The following is a 21220-nucleotide window of genomic DNA, read 5'->3' on the forward strand; positions in this document are numbered from 1 at the left end:
GTCACGACCCGGCTCGGCCGCGCGCTCCCACCGGAACCTCGATCACGACGAGGCGAAGCTCCTCGGCACCGGTGTTCCAGAGGCCGTGCGTCCCTCCGGGACGGTTGACGACGACGTCCCCGGCCGACACCGCGATGCGTCGACCATCGACCATCATCGTCGCGGTGCCGGAGACGACGACGTAGATCTCCTCGTTGTCGTCGGCATGCGTGTGCACGCCGATGTCGCTGCCTGACGGAACGACGGTCAAGTCGATGAAGTTGACGCTGCCAGTCGCGCCGACGACGCGGCTCGTCAGGATCGACCGCATTGCTCCATGCGCCCTGACCTCTTCGAGCACCGTGTCGGAAAAGGAGTAGTGGCGATCTTCAGAGACATCGCATCTTTCCATTGACTGACGCCCCGATCGCCGATGTTTTGCCGATATTTTTCGTCGGCAGGCTGTGGAGCATGCCTTTGGCGATGACGTCGAAACAGTAATTCAATCGTGCCCGTGCTTGATCCTTTGGGATGAGCGGGTCCGATGGGCAGGGGGCGAAGAGCGAAGCGCTGTACTTCGCCTGCCCTGCGCGCGCGCTCCGGATGCCCGGAGAGATCGGGGCGCTCGGCCATCGGGTGCTGGTCATCCGACCCTGCCGCTTCAGGATGGCCGGCATTCACGGCCGCCTGCGCGTTCGCCGGCCGGGACGACGACGCGCGATCCCGTCGAAGTCCCCCGATCCTGCCGGCAGGCTGAGCCGCCGGCCCGTTGCCGTCACGCCAGCAGCCCGGTCGCCGTCGTCTCGTAGACGGCCAGCTCCTCGCGCACGACGGCGAGGAATCCGTCGATCAGCGGGTTGTTGAGGTGGCGGCTCGGGAACAGGGCGTGGCCGTGGAACGGGATCTCGGGCCGGAACGGCCGGAAGGCGATGCCGCTGCGGCGATAATCGTCGGCCGCGATCGGGTTCACGATGCCGATCCCGAGTCCCTGCTCGACGAGGGCGCAGATGGTCGCCCCGAACGGCGTCTCCAGCATCAGCTGGCGGCGGATCCCGGCGGCCTCGAAGGCGCGGTCGACCCGGGTCCGCGCGCCGTCCTCCAGGGACAGGGAGATGAAGTGTTCGCCTTCCAGGTCCTCCGGCACGATGACAGCGCGCTCCGCCAGCCGGTGACCCGGGGGCAGGGCACACAGGCCGGCGATCGTGTAGAGGGGCCGGTACTCGATGAACGGCGTCTCGACGACGTTCGCCATGAAGCCGATGTCGCAATAGGACGCCGACATCCAGCGCATCACCGTGCCGTCGCTGCCCATCTGCAGGGAGATCGCGACGTTCGGGAACTGGTCGCGAAAGCGGCGGATGCAGCGCGGGATGAAGCCGAGCGCCATCACGGGCATCGCGGCGACCCGCAGGCGCCCGCTGCCGAAGACCCGGATGTCGCGCGCGACCTGGGCCAGGTTCTCGAGGCCCAGGAAGCTGCGCTCGACCTCGCGGTAGAAGGACAGCCCCTCGTCGGTCGGGCGCAGGCGCCCGGCCTGGCGCTCGAACAAGGTGAGGCCGGTCGCCGATTCGAGGTCCGCGATGAGCCGGCTGACGCTCGGCTGCGAGGTGCGCAGGGCCTGTGCCGCCGCCGTCATCGATCCGCGCAGCATCACGACGCGGAAAGCCTCAACCTGCCTCAGGTTCATGCACCACCCCATATCATCGGTGAATAGCATGCGCAAAAACCAGCATTTGACCAGATAGCGCAAGCCTCGCACACTGCTCGTCATGGTCGAGCAACGCGCCGTACAGACGCAGTACCCGAGCGGGATGTCCTGCCTGCGCTGCGATTTCGCGCTCCCCGTCGGAGATGTCGACGACGGGTGTCCGCGCTGCGCGGCCGAGGGACATGCGGCGAACCTGCGTCTCGTCTACCGCAGTGCAGCACCGGGCCGGATCGTCCTGCCCTATGCCGACGGCATCACGCTGGGAGAGGGTGGAACACCGCAGATCGAGGCGCCGGACCTTGCCGCGGCGGCGGGCCTGGGGCGGCTGTCGCTGAAGCTCGAATGGTGCAACCCGACCGGCTCGCACAAGGACCGGATGAGCGCCCAGCTCCTGGAGAGGGCGCGCGAGCGCGGCGCCCCGCTGGTGGTCGGCGCATCGAGCGGGAATGCCGGTATCTCGCTCGCAGCCTATGCGGCGCGGGCGGGCTTGGGCGCGGAGATCGCCACGACCCCCGCCATGCCGGAAGGCGCCCGCCGGGCGATCCTCGCCACCGGCGCCCGGCTGGTCGAGGTCGCGGACAGCGCGGCACGCTGGCACCATGTCGGGCGGCTGGCCGCCGAGGGCGCGTTTGCCGCCACGAACTACCGGCGCCCGGCGGTGGGCACCAACCCGTTCGGGATCGCGGGCTACAAGACGCTCGCCGCCGAGATCGCCGCGCAGGGCCTGCCCGACCTCGTCGTGGTGCCGTGCGCCCGGGGCGACCTGCTGTCGGGGCTCCTGCTCGGCTTTCAGGAACTCGGGCGCGGAATGCCGCGCCTCGTTGCCGCCGAACCGTTCCCGCGCCTCGCCCGCGTCCTCGCCGGGGCCGATTACCGCGAGTCGTTTCCGGGCCGGACGGCGCAGCTCTCGATCGGCGGCGACACGGTGACCTTCCAGGCGCTCCACGCCCTGCGCGAGAGCCGCGGCACGGCGATCGTGGTGGACGACGAGGCCGCGCGGGCCGCGCAAATACGCCTCGGCCGGGCCGGCCTCCACGCCGAGCTCGCTGCGGCGTCGAGCGTCGCGGCCCTGTTCATGCTCGGCGCCGAGGGTGCGCTCGCCGGCCGCCACGCCGTCGCGGTGCTGACCGGCTCCGGCGCGGGCGCGATGGACGCGCCGGCCGCCACGATTCCATTCGACCAGAGGGGAACCCGATGACCTTGCTGCGGCACCTCGCCCGATCCGCTCTCACCGCGGCCCTTCTCGCCGCCGGCCTCTCCACGGCGGCGGCCCAGGCGCTGCCGCCGCTGCCGAAGGCGATCCAGGCCGCGGGCGTCCTGCGGGCCGGGGTGCGCTGCGACCAGCCGCCCTACGGCTACAAGGACGAATCGGGGAATTTCTCGGGCATCGAGACCGACATGGCGATCCAGATCGCCGCCTGGGCCTTCGGTGCCCCGGACAAGATCGAGCTGACCTGCGTCACCGCCGAGAACCGCATCCCGCAGCTCATGGGCAAGAAGGTCGACATCCTGCTCGCCACCCTCGGGGTGACGCCGGAGCGCGCCCGGGTGATCGACTTCTCGAAGCCCTATCGCTGGGGCGGCTCGGACATGCTGGTGGCCAAGGACAGCCCGATCAGGAAGCTCGACGACGTCGCCGGCAAGACGGTGATCATGCTCAAGGGCTCGACCCAGGCGAAGTGGTTCGAGGACACTATGCCCAAGGTCGAGACCTTGCGGCTCAACACCGCCTCGGACGCGCTCCAGGCGCTCAAGCAGGGCCGCGGCGACGCCTACACGCACGATGCCGCGACGCTGGTGGTGGTCGCCGCCAAGGACCCGTCCCTGCGCCTCGTCGGCGAGGCTTTCGCGGTCACGGATGCCGCCGCGGGCCTGCGCAAGAACGATCCCGAATGGCTCGCTTACGTCGATGCGGCTTTGGCCCGGATGAAGGCGGAAGGCCTCTACACGAAGTGGGTCGACAAGTGGCTGCCGGCCGACCTGCGCCCGTTCTACGCCGACGCCTTCACCAAGCCGAAGCCGACGGCGCGCTGAGGGCCCGAGCCTCCTCTCCACAAGGGCAGGGATGTCCGGGGATACGAAAAGGCGCGGGTTTCCCCGCTCCCCGCCCGCGGGGAGAGGGGATTTTCGACGCCACTTCTTCCCCCGAACGGCCCTGCCACCAGGGGGAGGGGAACGAGTCTGATTGTGCAAGGGGTTGGCCGTCAGAGGCGACCTGTGACTCCGCAAATCCCGACCACGAAAAGGGGCCGGCATGGATTTCGATCTCGCCTACCTGATGGCGCAGGGGCCCGCCCTGATGCGCGGCCTGTGGCTCACGGTCCAGGTCAGCCTGATCTCGATCGTGCTCTCCGTGCTCGTCGGCCTCCTCGGGGCCGCCGTGCGGGTGCTCGAGGTGCCGGTTCTCGACCGGGTCGTGGCGGCCTATGTCGAGTTCATCCGCAACACGCCGATGCTGGCGCAGCTGTTCTTCATCTTCTACGGGCTGCCCGGCATCGGGCTGAAGCTGTCGCTGTTCTGGTCGGGCGTGCTCTGCCTGACCCTGTGGGCGGGGGCCTACCAGATCGAGAACCTGCGCGGCGGCCTCGCGACCGTGGGCAAGGGCCTGCGCGAGGCATCGTATGCCCTCGGGCTCACGCCGTGGCGCTTCTTCCACCTCGTCGCCGCGCCGCTGGCGATCCGGGTGGCGCTGCCGGCCATGCTCAACACCGCGATCTCGCTCCTGAAGAACTCGTCCTACCTCCAGGCGATCGGGCTCGCCGAACTCACCTACGTGGCGATCGACCGGATCTCGATGGATTTCCGCACCCTGGAGATGTTCGCGGCGATCTGCGTGATCTACCTCGCGCTGGTCCTCGTCCTGTCCTTCCTGGCGAGCCGGCTCGAGTTCCGGCTCAACGCGCCGTTCCGGCACTGAAGGGGGCGGCTCATGGATCTCCTCGCCAAGAACCTGCCCTTCATCCTCCAGGGCCTTGGGCTGACGCTGGCGCTCTCGCTCACCACGCTTCTCTTCGTCACGATCCTGTCGGGCCTTCTCGGCATCCTGGCAACCTTGCGCTTCCGGGCCTTGCGGATCCTGGTGCGGGTCTGGGTCGAGCTCTTTCGCGATATCCCGCTGATCGTGAACATCTTCCTGGTGTTCTTCGTCGCACCGCTCGCCGGGCTCGACCTGACGCCGTTCTGGGCGGTGACGGTGGGCCTGTCGCTCTGGGGCAGCGCCAACGGCGCCGAGATCGTGCGCGGCGGCCTCAACGCCGTGCCGCGCCACCAGTGGCAGAGCGCGGCGGCTTTGGGCCTCAAGACCTGGGAGGTCTACGGCTTCGTCACCGGACCGCAGGCGCTGCGCGCCATCCTGCCGCCCTTCGTCGGGCTGCTCACGCTCTTGATCCAGGCGACCTCGCTCGGCGCCCTCGTCGGGGTCGGCGAGTTCTTCAAGGTCGGGCAGATCATCGTCGAGCGGACCACGATGATGGAGGGCTGGAACCCGGCCTTCCTCGTCTACGGCGCCGTGCTCGTCACCTACTTCGTGATCTGCTCCGGCCTGTCGTGGTTCGGCCGCTGGCTGGAGCGGCGCCTCGGCCGGACTCAAGGTCGGCCCGTCCCCGCCTCGGCCTCCGCTGCGCCCGCGCCCGCCCCGCAGCTTCCCTGAACCCTGATGCGACCGGCGCGAGGCCGGCCGCGGCCCGAAGATCTAACAAAAAAGGTCTCAGCCATGGAATCGAAGGTCAGCCGCCGGCTCACCGAGCCGGTCGCGAAGGAAGTGTGCGAGCACATCTACGCCCCGCGCCTGGCACGCGACTTCCAGGCCGTGTTCGCCGCGATGACCGACCTCAACCAGGCCCACGTCCTGATGCTGGCGCGCTGCGGTCTCATCGCCCCGGCGGCGGCCCGGGCGCTTGCGGCGGGCCTGCTCCGGATGGAGGAGGAGGGCCCGGGCGCCGTGCCGCTCGATCCCGAGCGCGAAGATTCGTATTTCAACTACGAGGCGCAGCTGATCCGGCTGATCGGCCAGGATGCCGGCGGGCGGATGCACATCGCCCGCAGCCGCAACGACCTGACCTCCGCCCTCGACCGGATGCGGGCCCGCGACCTGCTGCTCGATGCCGGCCAGGCCCTGCTCTCGGTCGAGGAGCACGCGCTGGACGGCGCCTACCGCTTCCGCGACGCGGTGATGCCCGGCTACACCCATCTCCAGCCGGCCCAGCCCATCACCTACGGCTTCTACCTCGCCGGTGTCGCGCAATCCCTCGCGCGCGATTTCGGCCGCCTGTCGGATGCCTGGGCGCGCACCAATGTCAGCCCGCTCGGGGCGGGTGCGCTCGCCGGCACCGCCTTCGGCATCGACCGGGATGGGCTGGCCGCGAGCCTCGGATTCGACGGCCTCGTGGAGAACGCGCTCGATGCCGTCGCGACCCGCGATTTCGGCCTCGAGATCCTGGCCGGCCTGTCGCAGGTGGCGATCGGCTGGAGCCGGGTGGCGCAGGATTACCACGTGCTGGTCTCGCACGAGTTCCAGACCATCGAGTTCCCCGACCGCGTCACCGGCACCTCCAGCATCATGCCGCAGAAGAAGAACCCGGTGGTGCTGGAGCACCTGAAGGGCAAGGCCGGCCAGATGCTCGGCCTCTACGTGGCCGCGGCGAGCGCCGTGAAGGGCACGCACTTCACCAACACGATCGACGGCAACCGCGAGACGATGCGCGGGGTGTGGGAGGCCGGCGAGGAGGCCCTGCGCTGCCTCGCCTTGTTCGACCTCGTCATCGCGACGGCCCGGCCGAACGCCACCCTGATGCGCCGGCGCGTCACGGAGGATTTCGCCTCCGCCACCGACCTCGCCGACCTGATGGTGCGCGAGGCCGGCCTGTCCTTCCGCGAGGCCCACCACGTCGTCGGCGCGGTGGTGCGGGCGGCGATGGATGCGGGCTTGAGCGCCGACGGCATCACGCCTGCGATGGTCGACGAGGCGGCCGAGGCCCAGATCGGCCGTCCCCTCGGGCTCTCCGGCGAGGCTGTGCGGGTGAGCCTCGATCCGGCGGCGAGCGTCGCCGCCCGCACCTTGCCGGGCGGCCCGGCGCCGGACTCGGTCGCCCGCGCGGTCGAGGCGGCGCAAGGGCGGCTGGAGGCACGCCGCGCCGCCCTGGTCGCCCGGCGCACGCAGCTCCAGGCGGCGCGCGACGCACTCAAGCGCGATGTGCGGGAGCTTGCCGCATGAGTGCCGAGCCGCTCATCTCCCTGCGCGGGCTGGAGAAGCGCTTCGGTGCCTTCCAGGCCCTGCACGGCATCGACCTCGATGTCGAGGCCGGCAGCGTCGTGGTGCTGATCGGCCCGAGCGGGTCGGGCAAGAGCACCCTCATCCGCTGCATCAACGGATTGGTGCGGCCGGATGCGGGCAGCCTCAGCGTCGCCGGCCGGTCGGTCGATCTCGGCGACGAGGGCGCCTGGCAGCGCCTGCGGACCGAGATCGGCATGGTCTTCCAGGACTACGCCCTGTTCCCGCACCTCACGGTTTTGCGCAACATGACCCTGGCGCCGATGCGCCGCCTCGGCCTGTCGCGGGCGGAAGCCGAGGCGCAGGCCCGCGCGCTGCTGGCCCGGGTCGGCCTCGCCCACAAGGCCGAGGATTTTCCGGGCGCGCTCTCGGGCGGGCAGCAGCAGCGGGTCGCGATCGTGCGGGCGCTCGCCATGCGGCCGAAGGCGATCCTGTTCGACGAGCCGACCTCCGCCCTCGACCCCGAGACGATCGTCGACGTGCTCGACGTGATGCGCGGGCTCGCCCGCGACGGCACCACCATGGTCGTCGTGACCCACGAGATGGGCTTTGCCCGCGAGGTCGCCGACCGCGTCGTCTTCATGGCCGAGGGCGCCATCGTCGAGGAGGGACCGCCGGATGCCCTCTTCGGCGCGCCCCTTCACGCCCGCACGCAGGCCTTCCTCTCCCTGCTCCGCCCCACATCGGAGGCCCTCCATGCCTGATCCGGCCCACATCCTCGCCGAGGATTTCACCACCGATCCCTATTGGTGGGACGCCGCCGCTCCCGAGACCGCCCGCGACCCGCTGCCCGAGGAGACCGAAATCCTCGTCGTCGGCTCGGGCTATTGCGGCCTCTCGGCGGCGGCGGAACTCGCCCGCAACGGCGTCTCCGTCACGGTGGTCGATGCGGAGGAACTGGGGGCCGGGGCCTCGACCCGCTCCGGCGGCATGGTGTCGAGCGGGCAGAAGCTGGTGATCGGCGGCGCGATCAAGGGCGTCGACGCCGCCCGCATGGCGCGGCTGCTCGAGGATTCGCTATCCTCCTACGAGCACCTGAAGACGCTGATCCGCGAGGAGGCCCTCGACGCCGATCTCGGTGTCGTCGGCCGCTACTTCGCGGCCTACGTGCCGCGCCACTACGACCGCCTGCGCCGCAACGGCGAATTGCTGGCGCGCCATACCGGCGTCACCGTCCACGAGATTCCGAAGAGCCGCCAGCACGAGGTGACCCGGACCGATTTCTACCACGGCGGCATCGTCATCGACGATTACGGCGGCCTGCATCCGGGCAAGTACCATCGGGCTTTGCGCGGGCTGGCCCGCCGCCACGGCGCGACCTTGCGCTCGCATGCCCCGGTGCTCGCGGTCGAGCCCCTGGCGGACGGCCTCTTCGCCGTCGAGACCGGGCGCGGCCGGATCCGGGCCCGGCACGTCCTCTACGGCACCAACGGCTACAGCGACCGGGCGAGCCCTTACTTGCGAAAGCGCGTGGTGCCGGTGCGCAGCTACCAGATCGCCACCGAGCCGTTGCCGCGGGCGCTGATGGACGAGATCAACCCCGGCCGGCGGATGATCACCGATTCGCGCCGCGAGCTGATCTATGCCCGACCCTCGCCGGACGGCACCCGCCTCCTGTTCGGCAGCCGGCCGGGCATGTTCACCATCCCTGAGCGCGAGGCCGCCCCGCGGCTGCACGCCTTGATGCGGGCGGTCTGGCCGCAACTCGCGGATGTGCGGGTGACGCATTGCTGGAGCGGCAAGGTCGGCATGACCGCCGACAAGCTCGCCCATCTCGGCCGCCGGGACGGCGCCGACTTCGCGGTCGGCTGCAACGGCAACGGCGTGGCGCTGATGACCTATCTCGGCCATCAGGCGGCGTTGAAGCTGCTCGGCCGCCAGAACCGCCCGAGCGCCTTCGATTCTCCGAGCTTCGCCCCCGTCCCGGTGCCGTTCTACGACGGCAGGCCGTGGTTCCTGCCGGTCGTGAGCGGGTGGTATCACCTCCGGGATGCGGTGGAGCATCGGCTGGCGCGGTCGTCGTGACCGGTGAGGCTTGATCACGCCGCAGGTTGTCCAGAGAAATTCCTTCAAAGATCGAGCGCGGGATCCCCTCTCCCACACCTTGCAGCGATACCGGGTAAGCCCGGCATCGCCTGGAGAGGGGAGAGGTGCCACTTCTTTTTGCCGGAATTCTTCCCTCACCCCGCATACGGCGCGCGCGTCATCGACTGCCGCACCGCCTCGACGAGGTCGAGGGCGACGGGGGAGGGGCTGCGCTGGGGCGGGAACACCGCCGCGAACTCGAACTCGATGCGCGGCACGAAGGGCCGCACCACCACCCCGCGGCCCTCGAATTCCCGTGCCGTGAAGGGATCGGAGATCGACACCCCGATTCCCGACGAGACCAGCCCGCAGATGATCTCCGACAGGGCCGTCTCGATGCGCAGGATCCGGCGCACGCCGTCGCGGTGGAAGGCCTGGTCGACGAGGTGGCGCCCGGTCGAGCCGGCGGTGAGCGACACGAAGGTCTCGCCCTCGAAATCGCGCGGCCCGAGCTCGGCTTTCTCGCTCAGCCGATGGCCCTCCGGCAGCACCGCGACCCGGGCCACCGCCGGCAGGCGCCGGCTCGGCACGCCCTCATGGGCGATCGGGACCTCGGCGAAGCCGACGTCGCACTGGTTGTTCGTCACCCAGTCGACCACCAGCGGCGAGATCACCCCGAACAGCGACAGGTTCAGGTTCGGCCGCTCCTTGAGGAAATGGCCGGCCAGCCGCGGCAGGTAGCCGTTGGCCAGCGCCGGCAGGGCCGCGACCCGCAGGAACCCGGTGCGCCGCGAGCGGATCTCCTCGGCCGCGGCCCCGATCCGCTCCAGCCCGACGAAGGAGCGCTCGACCTCGGTATAGAGCGCGACCGCGGCGGCGTTCGGCACCAAGCCGGTGCCGCGTTTCTCGAACAGCGGCATGTTGAGGAGCGCCTGGAGGTCGCGCAGCAAGCGGCTCACCGCCGGCTGCGTCACCCCCATCAGGGCCGCGGCCTCGGTGACGCTGCCGGTCAGCATCGTGGCGCGGAAGGCCTCGACTTGCCGCAGGTTGATCCGTGCCAATTCTGCCTCCCTCGCCGAGGCCGATCATAACATTTCGGCATGAAGTGCGCGCCATTTCGCATTGGACGATTCCAGGCCGGCCCGGCACCTTTTTGCCCATCGGCGCGCCATGGCACATTCTTGTGCAGCGCCGCATCGCGTCCGCGAGAGGAGACAGGTCCTTGGTGAAGCAGCTCGGCCTCCTGACCGCTCTCGGCCTGACGGCCCTGGCGACCTCCCTCGCGCCCGCCGCGGCACAGCAGAAGACGCTCTACGTCGCCGGCTACGGCGGCTCGTTCGAGAAGACGATCCGCACCGAGGTGATCCCGGCCTTCGAGAAGGCGAACGACGTCAAGGTCGAGTACGTCGCCGGCAACTCCACCGACACGCTCGCCAAGCTCCAGGCGCAGAAGGGCAATCAGCAGATCGACGTCGCCATCGTCGATGACGGCCCGATGTATCAGGCGATCCAGCTCGGATTCTGCGACAGGATCGAGGGCGTGCCGACGGGCGACCTCTACGACCTCGCCCGCTTCAAGGACGACAAGGCGGTGGCGACCGGCCTCGTCGCCACCGGGCTGATGTACAACACCAAGGTCTTTTCGGAGCGGGGCTGGGCGCCGCCGACCTCCTGGAACGACCTCAAGGATCCCAAGTACCGCCAGACCCTCGTCATCCCGCCGATCAACAACACCTACGGGCTCAACGTCCTGGTGATGCTGGCGAAGATGAACGGCGGCAGCGAGAAGAACGTCGATTCCGCCTTCAAGATCTTCAAGTCCGAGATCAACCCCAACGTGCTCGCCTACGAGCCGTCCCCCGGCAAGATGACCGAGCTGTTCCAGTCCGGCCAGGCGGTGATCGCGGTCTGGGGCACCGGCCGGGTGCAGGGGCTCGCCAATACCGGATTCCCGGTCGATTTCGTCTACCCGAAAGAGGGCGCGGTCGCGCTCCTCACCGCCGCCTGCCCGGTGGCGAAGCCCAAGGCCTCGCCGCTCGCCAACGCCTTCATCAAGGCGCTGCTCGACCCCAAGGTGCAGCTCGTGATGCTGAAGGAATACGGCTACGGCCCGGTGCTGAAATCGGTCGAGGTCCCGCCGGAGATGGTCAAGATGGCCCCCGTCGGCGCCCGTGCCACCGCCCTCTACACCCCGGATTGGACCGTGGTGAACGAGAAGCGCGAGGAGTGGACGAAAAGGTGGAATCGGGAGGTGGAGCGGTGAGCCATTCCGCCATTCCCGATTAGGACGCGGATTGTCCCCTCTCCCCGCCCGCGGGGGGAGGAGGACGCTGCGCCTCTTCTTTCCCCGGACTGACCCGGACTCTGTGCATGACGACACCCTCCCGCTCCGCCGCGCCGCTGCTCGAGCTCGATCGCGTCGCCAAGGCCTTCGGCAGCCACGTCGCGGTCGAGGATTTCAACCTCGCGGTCGCCCCCGGCGAGTTCATCTCGTTCCTCGGCCCCTCGGGCTGCGGCAAGACCACGACGCTGCAGATGATCGCCGGTTTCCTGGCGCCCTCCCGCGGGACGATCCGCCTGGAGGGGCGAGACCTGACGAGCGTCCACCCCTCGAAGCGCGGCCTCGGCATCGTCTTCCAGAGCTACGCGCTCTTCCCGCACATGAATGCGGCGGAGAACGTCGCCTTCGGCCTCGAGATGCAGCGCATCGGCAAGGCCGAGCGCACCGAGCGGGTCCGGGCCGCGCTCGCGATGGTGGGACTCGCTGCTTACGAGGACCGTCATCCGCGCCGGATGTCCGGCGGCCAGCAGCAGCGGGTGGCGCTCGCCCGCGCCCTCGTCATCCGCCCGAGCATGCTGCTCCTCGACGAGCCGCTCTCGAACCTCGATGCCAAGCTGCGCGAGGAGATGCAGATCGAGCTGCGCCAGATCCAGCGCAACCTCGGCACCACCACGATCCTCGTCACCCACGACCAGACCGAGGCCCTGTCGCTGTCCGACCGGATCGTGGTGATGAGCAAGGGCCGCATCGAGCAGATCGGCACGCCGCAGGACACCTACGAGCGCCCGGCCTCCGCCTTCGTCGCGCAGTTCCTCGGCAAGACCAACGATTTCGCCGCCAGGATCGAGGGCGGCTCTCCCGCCCGGATCGTCGCCGGCGGCTGGAGCGCGCCGGCGCCCGTGGGCCTGCGCGGCCCGGTGACGATCAGCGTGCGCCCCGAGCGGATCGGCTTCGCCGAGACCGGCCTGCCGGCCCGGGTCGCCGCCCGCATCTTCCAGGGCAACCACTGGCTGTTCCAGTGCGAGACCGAGTGCGGTCCCGCGATCGTGGTGCGCCCCAACGACGGCGCGGGCCAGCCCGGCGAAGGCGAGACGGTGCGGCTCGCCTGGAGGCCCGAGGACATGAGCCTGAGCGCCGGAGCCGCCGCGTGAGCGCCGCCGCCACGACCGCCTTGCCCGCCGCCGCTCCGGCGGCGGTGCCGGAGCCCCGCGCCAGCCGCGCGCCGCTCTGGCTGATCCTTCCGGCCGTGATGCTCTTCGTCGGCATCGTGCTGGTGCCGCTGGCGATGACGGTGCTGCTCTCGTTCCACGATTGGGGCCAGTACAAGGGCATCGAGCCGGTCCTGACCCTCAAGAACTGGCAGGAGATCGCGACCGATCCGTACTATGCCGAGATGTTCGGGCGGACGCTCCGTATCGCGCTGATCACGACATTGGTCACGGCGCTGCTGGGCACCCCCGAGGCCTACATCCTCAACCGGATGAGCGGGCGCTGGCGCGGTCTGTTCCTGCTCCTGATCCTCGGGCCGCTCCTGATCTCGGTGGTGGCGCGCACGCTCGGCTGGGCGCTGCTGTTCGGCGGCGCGAACGGGCTCGCCAACAAGCTGCTCATGTCGCTCGGGCTGATCGCCTCGCCCCTGCCGTTCCTGTTCACCGAGACGGGCGTCGTCATCGCCCTCGTCCACGTGATGATGCCGTTCATGGTGCTGTCGGTCTGGGCGGCGCTCCAGCGCCTCGACCCGCAGGTCGAGCACGCCGCGATGTCGCTCGGCGCCGGCCCGCTCACCATCATCCGCCGCATCGTCCTGCCGCAGGTCATGCCGGGCGTGCTGTCGGGCGCGATCATCGTGTTCTCGCTCTCGGCGAGCGCCTTCGCGACCCCGGCGATCATCGGCGGGCGCCGGCTCAAGGTCGCGGCGACGCTCGCCTACGACGAGTTCCTCAACACGCTGAACTGGCCGCTCGGCGCCGCGGTGGCGGTGCTGCTGCTGGTCGGCCTGATCCTGATCGTCGTCGGCGCCAACGCGCTGGTCGAGCGGCGCTACGCGGAGGTGTTTCGATGAGCCGCAACGGCCCCCTCGCGCTCGCCTTCCACGGCCTGTTCGTGACCTTCATGCTGGCGCCGATCGTCGTCGTCTGCCTCGTCGCCTTCACGCCGGAGGGCTTCCTCTCTCTGCCGACGAACGGGTTCTCGCTGCGCTGGTTCAGGGCGATCGCGGATTACCCCGAATTCGTCCACGCCTTCTGGGTCAGCCTCGGGCTCGGCGCCCTGTCCTCGCTCGTCGCCCTGCTCTTCGCGGTGCCGGCGGCCTTGGCGCTGACGCGCTACAAGGTGCCGGGCCGCGGCGCGCTGCAGGCCCTGTTCCTGTCGCCCCTGATGATCCCGCACGTGGTGCTGGGCGTCGCCTTCCTGCGCTTCTTCACCGCGCTGAGCCTCGGCGGCACCTTCCTGGCGCTGCTCGCCGCCCACATCGTCGTGGTGTTTCCCTTCGCCTTCCGGCTGACGCTGGCGGCGGCGGCCGGCCTCGATCCGGCGTTGGAGCGGGCGGCGGTCTCGCTCGGGGCCGGCGGGTTCACGCTGTTTCGCCGGGTGACCCTGCCGCTGATCCTGCCGGGCGTGGTGAGCGGCTGGGCGCTCGCCTTCATCCAGTCCTTCGACGACCTGACCATGACGGTCTTCCTCGCCGCGCCCGGCACCGAGACGCTGCCGGTGCGCATGTTCCTCTACATCCAGGACAACATCGATCCCCTGGTGACCTCGGTCTCGGCCTGCGTGATCGCCGTCACCATGGCGTTCCTCGTCGTCCTCGACCGCCTCTACGGCCTCGACCGCGTGCTCGCGGGCAAGGGAACCGACTGAGGGTCGCCACTGAGCGGGCCGCGTACAGGAGATCACATGTCCAAGGACTACGACGTCGCCGTCGTCGGCGGCGGCCTGCTCGGCTCGGCCATCGCCTGGGGCCTCGGCCGGCTCGGGCAGCGGGTGGCCGTCCTCGACGAGGGCGACATCACCAAGCGCGCCTCGCGGGCGAACTTCGCCCTGGTCTGGGTGCAGAGCAAGGGCCTCGGCATGCCGGCCTATACCGGCTGGACCGTGCGCGCCGCCAAGAGCTGGGCGCAGCTCGCCGCCGCCTTGCGCGAGCAGACCGGGCTCGACGTCTCGTTGCAGCAGAATGGCGGCTTCCACATCACTCTCGGCGAGGACGAGTACGGCCGCCGCACCGACCTCGTCGCGCGGATGCACAACCAGATCGGCGCCGCCGATTACCGGATGGAGATGGTCCCGGCGGCGGAGCTCGGCCGGGCGCTGCCCGGCCTCGGCCCCGACGTGTCCGGCGGTAGCTTCTGCCCCCTCGACGGCCACGTGAACTCGCTGCGCACCTACCGGGCCCTCCATGCCGGGTTGAAGGCGTTCGGCGTCGATTACCTGCCCGAGCGGCCGGTCTCCGGCATCGCCCGGGAGGGGGGCGAGTTCCGGTTGACGACGCCGGCGGGCGAGGTGCGCGCGGCCAAGGTGGTCCTCGCCGCCGGCAACGCCAACCAGGCCCTCGCCCCGATGGTCGGCCTCTCGGCGCCGATGGGGCCGACGCGGGGCCAGATCATCGTCACCGAGCGCACCGAACCGTTCCTGCCCCACGCGCTCTCGACCCTGCGCCAGACCGACGAGGGCACGGTGATGATCGGCGACAGCAAGGAGGACGTGCTCGACGACCGCGCGATGCGCCAGGGCATCAACGCCGTGATGGCCGACCGGGCCCAGCGCACCTTCCCGCATCTCGCCCGGCTCAACGTGGTGCGCACCTGGTCCGGCATCCGGGTGATGCCGCGGGACGGGTTCCCGATCTACGACCAGTCCGAGACCCATCCGGGCGCCTTCGTGGCCTGCTGCCACTCGGGCGTCACGCTCGCCTCCAATCACGCCTTCGAGATCGCCCGCATGGTGGCGGGAGGGGCGCTGGAGCCGGAGCTGGTCGGCGCCTTCACGGCGAAGCGGTTCGCGGCGGCCGAGAGCCGGGCCGGCAGCGGGTATTATTGAGAACAGCCGGATCCTTCGATCGATCCCACCCTCCACCTCATCCTGAGTCGCCAGTCCATCGGAGAGGGACCGACCTCGAAGGCGGGCTCCAGAGATCTCGGTGTTTTTCTGGAGCCCGCCTTCGAGGCTGCTGCAAGCGCTGCGATCTTCGATCGCCGGTCACCTCAGGATGAGGTTGGGGGTGGGAAGAACCAAGAACTCATCGGACAGGCTCCGACACTGAGACAAGGGCCGGAAGGCCCGGAGACGCCCATGTTCAAGCGATCCGACCACGACACCAGACCCATCGTCCGCATCCTCGTCGAGGGCACAGCCGTCGAGGCGCGGGCGGGCGACACCGTGTCGGCCGCGCTGCTGGCGTCCGGCCGCGACGTGCGCCGGCTCACCGCCGTCAGCGGGGCGCCGCGGCTGCCCTACTGCATGATGGGGGTGTGCTTCGACTGCCTCGTCACCATCGATGGGGTCGGCAACCGCCAGGGCTGCCTCGTGCCGGTGGCCGACGGGATGCGAATCGAGATCCAGAAGGGCAAGCGGGAGATCGGCCGATGAGCCAGGGACCGTCCACCAACGCCCCGCGGCGCGACGCCTACGACGTCGTGGTGATCGGCGCCGGCCCGGCGGGCCTCGCCGCCGCCGCCACCGCCGCCAAGGCCGGCCTCTCGGTCCTGCTCCTCGACGAGAATGCCGGCCCCGGCGGCCAGGTCTGGCGCGCCATCACCTCGACGCCGCTCGCCGACCGGACGCAGCTCGGCCACGACTTCTGGAGCGGCGAGGACCTGGTACGGGCCCTGCGGGAGAGCCGCGCCGAGGTGATCCACCGCGCCACGGTCTGGAGCCTCGACAAGGCCCTCGAGATCGGCGTTTCGGTCGGCGGCGGCTCGGCCTTCGTGACGGCGCGGCGGGTGATCCTGGCGACCGGGGCGCTGGAACGCCCGTTCCCGATTCCCGGCTGGACGCTTCCGGGCGTCATGACGGCGGGCGCGGCCCAGACGCTGCTCAAGGCCTCCGGCCTGGTGCCCGACGAGCCGACGGTGATCGCCGGGCAGGGGCCTCTGCTCTGGCTGCTCTCGGCGCAGATCCTGCGCCTCGGCGGACGGATCGACCGGATCCTCGACACGACCGAGCGCCGGAACGTCGTGAGTGCCCTGCCGCACGCGCTGGCCTTCGCGACCTCGCCGTATTTCCGAAAGGGCCTCGCCCTGATGCGCGAGGTGCGCGCCAAGGTGGGCGTGGTCTCCGGCGTCACCGGTCTTGCCGCGAGCGGGGAGGGGCGGCTGTCGAGCGTCACCTACAAGGTGGGCGCGCGGGAGGAGACCCTGCCGGCCTCGCTGCTGCTCCTGCATCAGGGCGTGGTGCCGAACGTCAACCTGGCGATGGCGGCGGGCGTCGAGCATGCCTGGGACGACGTGCAGCTCGCCTGGCTGCCGGTGCTGGGCAAGGATGGCGCGACCTCGGTCGAGGGGATCGCGGTGGCGGGCGACGGGGCCGGGATCGGCGGGGCCGAGGCTGCCGCCCTTCGCGGGCGCCTCGCCGCCCTGGCGGCGGTCGAGGCCCTGGCGCCGGCGGCGCTCGCGACGCTCGAACCGGCGGCGGGCGTGCGGGCCGAACTCGCGCGCGCCGAGCGTGGCCGGCCGTTCCTCGACCTGCTGTTCCGGCCGGCCCGGCAGTTCCGCATCCCCGCCGACGACACCATCGTCTGCCGCTGCGAGGAAGTCACCGCCCGCGACATCCGCGAGGCCGTCGCCATCGGGGCGACGGGGCCGAACCAGCTCAAGGCCTATCGCCGGACCGGTATGGGCCCGTGCCAGGGCCGGCTCTGCGGGCTCACCGTCACCGAGCTGATGGCCGAGGCGCGAGGAAAGACGCCGCAGCAGATCGGCTATTACCGCCTGCGCGCGCCGGTGAAACCGATCGCGCTCGGCGAACTCGCCGCCCTGCCCAAGACCAAGGCCGAGACCGAGGCGGTGGTGCGCGGATGACCGTGCTCGCGGACGCCATCGTGGTCGGGGGCGGGATCCATGGCTGCTCCACCGCGCTCCATCTCTGCCGGGCCGGGCTCAAGCCCGTCCTGATCGAGAAGGACTATGCCGGCCGGCACGCCTCGGGCGTCAATGCCGGCGGGGTGCGCCAGCTCGCCCGCCACGTCGCCGAGATCCCGCTCTCGATCCGCTCGATGGATCTCTGGGAGCGCATCGGCGACCTCGTCGACGACGATTGCGGTTTCGAGAGCCACGGCCAGGTGCTGGTCGCCGAGGATGACGGCGAGCTCTCGGCCTGTGCCGAGCGGGTCGCGGACCTCCACGGCCACGGTTTCACCCACGAGGAGCTGATCGACGGGGCGGAGCTGCGCCGGCTGGTGCCGGCGGTGGCCGAGACCTGTCCGGGCGGCGTCGTCTCGCGTCGCGACGGCGCGGCGCAGCCCGCCCGCACGGTGGCGGCGTTCCGGCGCAAGGCGGAACAGCTCGGGGCCACCATGCGCGAGGGCGAGCCGGCGACCAACATACGCCGGGAGGACGGGCTGTGGCGGGTCGATGTCGGCGCCGACACCTACGCGGCGCCGGTCCTCGTCAACGCCGCCGGCGCCTGGGCCGGGCGCATCGCCGCCAGCCTGGGCGAGCCGGTCCCGGTCGAGACCGTGGCGCCGATGCTGATGATCACCTCGCGGGTGCCGCACTTCATCGATCCGGTGGTGATCCTGCGCGGCCGCAAGCTGTCGTTCAAGCAGTTCGGCAATGGCACGGTGCTGATCGGTGGCGGCCATCTCGCGGTGCCGGACCAGGACCGGGGCACGACCGTGCTCGACTGGCGGCGCCTCGCCGAGAGCGCCCGCACGGTGTTCGAGTTGTTTCCGGTGATGCGCGAGGCCCAGATCCTGCGCGCCTGGGCGGGCATCGAGGCCAAGATGCGGGACGACCTGCCGGTCCTCGGGCCGAGCGCCCGGCATCCGGGCCTCTACCACCAGTTCGGCTTCTCGCTGCACGGCTTCCAGCTCGGGCCGGCGGCGGGCGCCGTCATGGCCGAGCTCATCGTCGAGGGCGGCACCCAGACCCGGATCGGCGCGCTCGGCATCGAGCGCTTCCGGTCCTGACCCAAGGAGAGACCACCATGACCATCACCCGCTCGATCCGCACCCCGATCATGCACCGCGCCGTCGAGGTCAACGGTCTCGTCTTCATCGGCGGCACCATCGCGGACGACACCTCGGTGCCGATGGGTGCCCAGACCGAGAACATCCTCGGCAAAATCGCCGGCTACCTCAAGGAAGCCGGGACGGACGCCTCGCGCATCGTCTCGGCGACGATCTTCGTGACCGACCTGTCGCACAAGAAGGAGATGGACGCCGCCTGGACCCGCTTCTTCGGGGACGACCTGCCGGCCCGCGCGACCGTCGGCGTCGCGGATCTCGGCGGCGGCGCGCTCATCGAGGTCGTGGTGACGGCGGCCAAGGGGTGAGCCGGCCGGCGCCTGTTCGTCCCGGGACCACGGCGAGGCGATCGCGGTGGTCCCGTCCGGCGCGACGCCGCCATCAGCGGCGCGCGGGCCCTTGCGCCGTGTCCTTGGCGCGGCGCCAGGTCAGGTAGGCTTGGTAGACCTGCTCCTTGTCGGCGCCGAGGCCCAGCGGCTGCTCGCTCAGGAAGCGCTCGATCTCGGCCCGGGGGGAGGCTTCCTCCCGATGAGCGTCGAGCCAGTCCTGGGCAGGCCGGAAGCGGGTCCAGCTGGGAACCGTGGCCGCGAGATTGACCTCCCGCCATTTCGCGTGTCGCTGCGGGGCCAGGAACTTGTCGAACTGGCCGAAGAAGACGTCCACGAAGCGCTCGAGCTTGCGGTAGCGCTCCGAGCCCTTCGGGTGGTTGTACACGCCCAGGATGGTGCCGACCGCGAGCGTTTCGACGGGTCCGGACCCGTCGACGAGCTTCGGATAATCCGCCCTCGTCAGCGTCGCGGGTACGTAGGCCTCGCTGATCGTCTCCGGATACGGGACTTTGACGAGGTGGAAGCGATCGCCCGGATCGAAGCCCGCGACGACCGCGACGGGTTTGGCGGCCACCGACACCACGGCCTCGACCTCGCCCTTCCGCAGCATCTCGAAGGCCGTGGGCTGATCGACGTTGACCGCCTTCACCTCGATGCCGAGGCCGCGGAACATCGCGCGGCCGCTATAGTCGGTACCGCTGCCCTTCACGTCGAAGGTGACGCGCTTGCCGGCGAGCCCGCGGATGTCGTCGATCTCCCTGGGCGCGATCACGTGAAGTTCGTCGTCGAAGAGCTTCGCGACGTACTGGATATGATGTTCGATGTTCCTCAGGCGCTTGTCCTGGCGAAGCTGCTCGATGGTGTCCGTGCGCAGGAAGGCGAGATCGATGCCTTTCAGAAAGCGCAGATCGTAGGCGTTCTCGCCGGCGCCCTTGCCGAGGATCGGCAGGACCCGGATCTTGTCGCCGTCGTTGAGGACGAAGGCGAGATCGGCGCCGATGCGGAAATAGGTGCCGCCGGCCGTTCCCGTGATCACCGACACCGTGTTGGCGTTCATCATCTCGCCGAGCATCGCCTCCGTCGTCGGCTCGCGCGGTGCCGGGGATTGGGCGCCGGCCTCACGGGCGAGGCAGAAGGGGGCCGTCAGCAGGGCCGCGGCGGCGAACAGGGCGGACAGCGTGGACCGGGCCGGCGTCATCGGCATGCTCCGTCATCGTTGAGGCGTCAGCGGGGGGAGGCGGCGAGGTTCGTCGGCTCGGCGAGGGTGTCGCGCCCCGCGCGGGCATAGAGGGCTTGCGCGCGTTCGGCGTCGGGTTGCAGGCCCCGCACCTTCCACGTGCGCAGCACGTTCGGGTCGTAGGTCTGCGCCAGCAGAAACGCGGCGCGCGGCTCGTTCCGGCTCAGCGCCCGCTCCAGCGTGAGCCGTGCGCCGCTGATGTCCCCGCGGCGGATCAGCTGCTCGGCGCGTCCGACGAGGGCCTGCGCGCCCGGCTCCGGCGTCGCGACGGGCGTCGCGGCCGAGAGGGACGGCCGCAGCGCCGGTGCCGGTGGGGCGGGAGGGGGCTGAGGAGCCGGGTCGGGACGCTTGACCTCGGGGCTCTTGACCTCGGGGCTCTTGGTCTCGGGCCGCTTGGCCTCGACGGGCTTCTCCTTCGGCGGCGCGGCCGCATCCGGCGCGGAAGCAGGCGGCTGGGTGCCCGTGCCCCTGGGGATGACCGCGACGACGGTGCGCGGCATCTCGGCGTGGAGCGCGGGTCTGAGCGGAGTCGGATGGGGCGGCTGGGCGCTGACGGTGAAACCGGAGCTCACGACCTGCTGCGTGCCACCCTCCACCGAGTCGGACATGGCGGCGACCCGCATGGCAAAGGTGCCGACCTGCCCCGGTTGCAGGGTGATGGCGAGTTCCGGCAGGTTCCAGCGCGTCACCTCGATGACGGATTCCTCCTCGGCCGCCGCCGCAATGTTGGTGGTGTCGGTCACGTGCGCGCCGAGCGGCAGACCGAGCAGGTACGTGCTCGCGACCTGCCGGTTGGAGGGTGGCACGACCTCGATGTCCAAGCGGATCGGCGCGCCGGCCTCTCCCACGACGTTGCGCGCCGACACGACGGGACGGTCATGCACCGTGACAGGGTGTCCGACGCCCTCGGCCGCCGCAAGCCCGCCCGGGACCATCCCGCTCGCCAGAAGGAGAGCGGCCACGCGTTTGGCAGGGCGGTAGCCGTCGATGCGTGAGGCATGCCACATTGTGCGTCCTCCTGGCTTCTGCTTGGCGGTTTCGCGTTGGCAGTTTCGCTTTGGCAGTCTCGATTGGTACATGACGACATCGCGGAAATTGGCGTGTCGCCGCTTGAACGTCGCTCGAGATCGATTTTGCCGTCATGCCCCGTCGCAGCGAGCTATCGGTGCATTGGATTGCTTTGCAAATATATCCTTTTCGCAACGATCAAAG

General features: G+C 70.3%; 21 protein-coding genes. 16 read left to right on the plus strand and 5 right to left on the minus strand.

The features are described from left to right. Position 1: 1 nt before the first annotated feature. Positions 2-310 carry a cupin domain-containing protein gene (locus VQ03_RS07700; protein WP_048450291.1) on the minus strand — a complete coding sequence of 103 codons (309 nt, stop codon included), beginning with the start codon at positions 308-310 and terminating at the stop codon, positions 2-4. A gap of 444 nt (positions 311-754) precedes the next feature. Then, entirely contained in the window at positions 755-1666 is a 912-nt protein-coding gene (locus VQ03_RS07705; RefSeq protein ID WP_048450292.1) for a LysR substrate-binding domain-containing protein, read from the minus strand. Positions 1667-1748: 82 nt separating this feature from the next. Here VQ03_RS07705 and VQ03_RS07710 point away from each other — a divergent pair, with 82 nt between their 5' ends. From VQ03_RS07710 to VQ03_RS07740, 7 genes are all read left to right on the plus strand, one after another. Further along, positions 1749-2885 (plus strand): pyridoxal-phosphate dependent enzyme, encoded by a 1137-nt coding sequence (locus tag VQ03_RS07710; protein ID WP_048450293.1) that lies wholly within the window; start codon positions 1749-1751, stop codon positions 2883-2885. Next, complete coding sequence (locus VQ03_RS07715; protein ID WP_048450294.1) at positions 2882-3721, plus strand: transporter substrate-binding domain-containing protein; 840 nt, start codon at positions 2882-2884, stop codon at positions 3719-3721. Before VQ03_RS07710 ends, VQ03_RS07715 begins: the two co-directional genes overlap by 4 nt. A 220-nt stretch (positions 3722-3941) precedes the next feature. Next, complete coding sequence (locus VQ03_RS07720; RefSeq protein WP_048450295.1) at positions 3942-4604, plus strand: amino acid ABC transporter permease; 663 nt, start codon at positions 3942-3944, stop codon at positions 4602-4604. A 12-nt stretch (positions 4605-4616) separates the two neighbouring features. After that, entirely contained in the window at positions 4617-5336 is a 720-nt protein-coding gene (locus VQ03_RS07725; protein WP_048450296.1) for an amino acid ABC transporter permease, read from the plus strand. 63 nt (positions 5337-5399) lie between these two features. Continuing rightward, entirely contained in the window at positions 5400-6899 is a 1500-nt protein-coding gene (gene argH / locus VQ03_RS07730; RefSeq protein ID WP_048450297.1) for an argininosuccinate lyase, read from the plus strand. Next, positions 6896-7660 (plus strand): amino acid ABC transporter ATP-binding protein, encoded by a 765-nt coding sequence (locus VQ03_RS07735; protein WP_048450298.1) that lies wholly within the window; start codon positions 6896-6898, stop codon positions 7658-7660. Before argH ends, VQ03_RS07735 begins: the two co-directional genes overlap by 4 nt. After that, positions 7653-8981, plus strand: a complete 1329-nt coding sequence (locus VQ03_RS07740; RefSeq protein WP_048450299.1) for an NAD(P)/FAD-dependent oxidoreductase — start codon at positions 7653-7655, stop codon at positions 8979-8981. The genes VQ03_RS07735 and VQ03_RS07740 overlap by 8 nt, the downstream gene beginning before the upstream one ends. A 155-nt stretch (positions 8982-9136) precedes the next feature. Here VQ03_RS07740 and VQ03_RS07745 read toward each other — a convergent pair whose 3' ends face one another. Further along, on the minus strand, positions 9137-10042 hold the full coding sequence (locus VQ03_RS07745; protein WP_048450300.1) for a LysR substrate-binding domain-containing protein: 906 nt from the start codon (positions 10040-10042) through the stop codon (positions 9137-9139). A 164-nt stretch (positions 10043-10206) separates the two neighbouring features. On the opposite strand from VQ03_RS07745, the gene VQ03_RS07750 reads away from it, so the two are divergent. The 9 genes from VQ03_RS07750 (at position 10207) to VQ03_RS07790 (ending at position 18750) form a co-directional block, all read left to right on the plus strand. After that, complete coding sequence (locus VQ03_RS07750) at positions 10207-11244, plus strand: ABC transporter substrate-binding protein (protein ID WP_048450315.1); 1038 nt, start codon at positions 10207-10209, stop codon at positions 11242-11244. 107 nt (positions 11245-11351) lie between these two features. Beyond that, positions 11352-12413 (plus strand): ABC transporter ATP-binding protein, encoded by a 1062-nt coding sequence (locus VQ03_RS07755; RefSeq protein ID WP_048450301.1) that lies wholly within the window; start codon positions 11352-11354, stop codon positions 12411-12413. 44 nt (positions 12414-12457) lie between these two features. Further along, positions 12458-13324, plus strand: a complete 867-nt coding sequence (locus VQ03_RS07760; protein WP_245292000.1) for an ABC transporter permease — start codon at positions 12458-12460, stop codon at positions 13322-13324. Next, positions 13321-14121, plus strand: a complete 801-nt coding sequence (locus tag VQ03_RS07765) for an ABC transporter permease (RefSeq protein WP_048450302.1) — start codon at positions 13321-13323, stop codon at positions 14119-14121. Before VQ03_RS07760 ends, VQ03_RS07765 begins: the two co-directional genes overlap by 4 nt. 36 nt (positions 14122-14157) lie before the next feature. Then, a complete protein-coding gene (locus tag VQ03_RS07770; RefSeq protein ID WP_048450303.1) occupies positions 14158-15297 on the plus strand; it encodes an NAD(P)/FAD-dependent oxidoreductase in 1140 nt (379 codons plus the stop codon). Between the two features lie 252 nt (positions 15298-15549). Continuing rightward, positions 15550-15846 (plus strand): (2Fe-2S)-binding protein, encoded by a 297-nt coding sequence (locus VQ03_RS07775; protein ID WP_048450304.1) that lies wholly within the window; start codon positions 15550-15552, stop codon positions 15844-15846. Continuing rightward, on the plus strand, positions 15843-17276 hold the full coding sequence (locus VQ03_RS07780) for an FAD/NAD(P)-dependent oxidoreductase (RefSeq protein WP_048450305.1): 1434 nt from the start codon (positions 15843-15845) through the stop codon (positions 17274-17276). Before VQ03_RS07775 ends, VQ03_RS07780 begins: the two co-directional genes overlap by 4 nt. Beyond that, positions 17273-18385 carry an NAD(P)/FAD-dependent oxidoreductase gene (locus VQ03_RS07785; protein ID WP_048450306.1) on the plus strand — a complete coding sequence of 371 codons (1113 nt, stop codon included), beginning with the start codon at positions 17273-17275 and terminating at the stop codon, positions 18383-18385. The genes VQ03_RS07780 and VQ03_RS07785 overlap by 4 nt, the downstream gene beginning before the upstream one ends. Before the next feature lie 17 nt (positions 18386-18402). Beyond that, complete coding sequence (locus VQ03_RS07790; protein ID WP_048450307.1) at positions 18403-18750, plus strand: RidA family protein; 348 nt, start codon at positions 18403-18405, stop codon at positions 18748-18750. Positions 18751-18823: 73 nt separating this feature from the next. Here VQ03_RS07790 and VQ03_RS07795 read toward each other — a convergent pair whose 3' ends face one another. Both VQ03_RS07795 and VQ03_RS30910 read right to left on the minus strand, forming a co-directional pair. Beyond that, positions 18824-19969, minus strand: a complete 1146-nt coding sequence (locus VQ03_RS07795; RefSeq protein ID WP_157064007.1) for a TAXI family TRAP transporter solute-binding subunit — start codon at positions 19967-19969, stop codon at positions 18824-18826. A gap of 26 nt (positions 19970-19995) precedes the next feature. After that, positions 19996-21015 (minus strand): tetratricopeptide repeat protein, encoded by a 1020-nt coding sequence (locus VQ03_RS30910; protein WP_053078444.1) that lies wholly within the window; start codon positions 21013-21015, stop codon positions 19996-19998. Positions 21016-21220: the final 205 nt, after the last annotated feature.

This window comes from Methylobacterium tarhaniae, from assembly GCF_001043955.1.
Taxonomy (GTDB): domain Bacteria; phylum Pseudomonadota; class Alphaproteobacteria; order Rhizobiales; family Beijerinckiaceae; genus Methylobacterium; species Methylobacterium tarhaniae.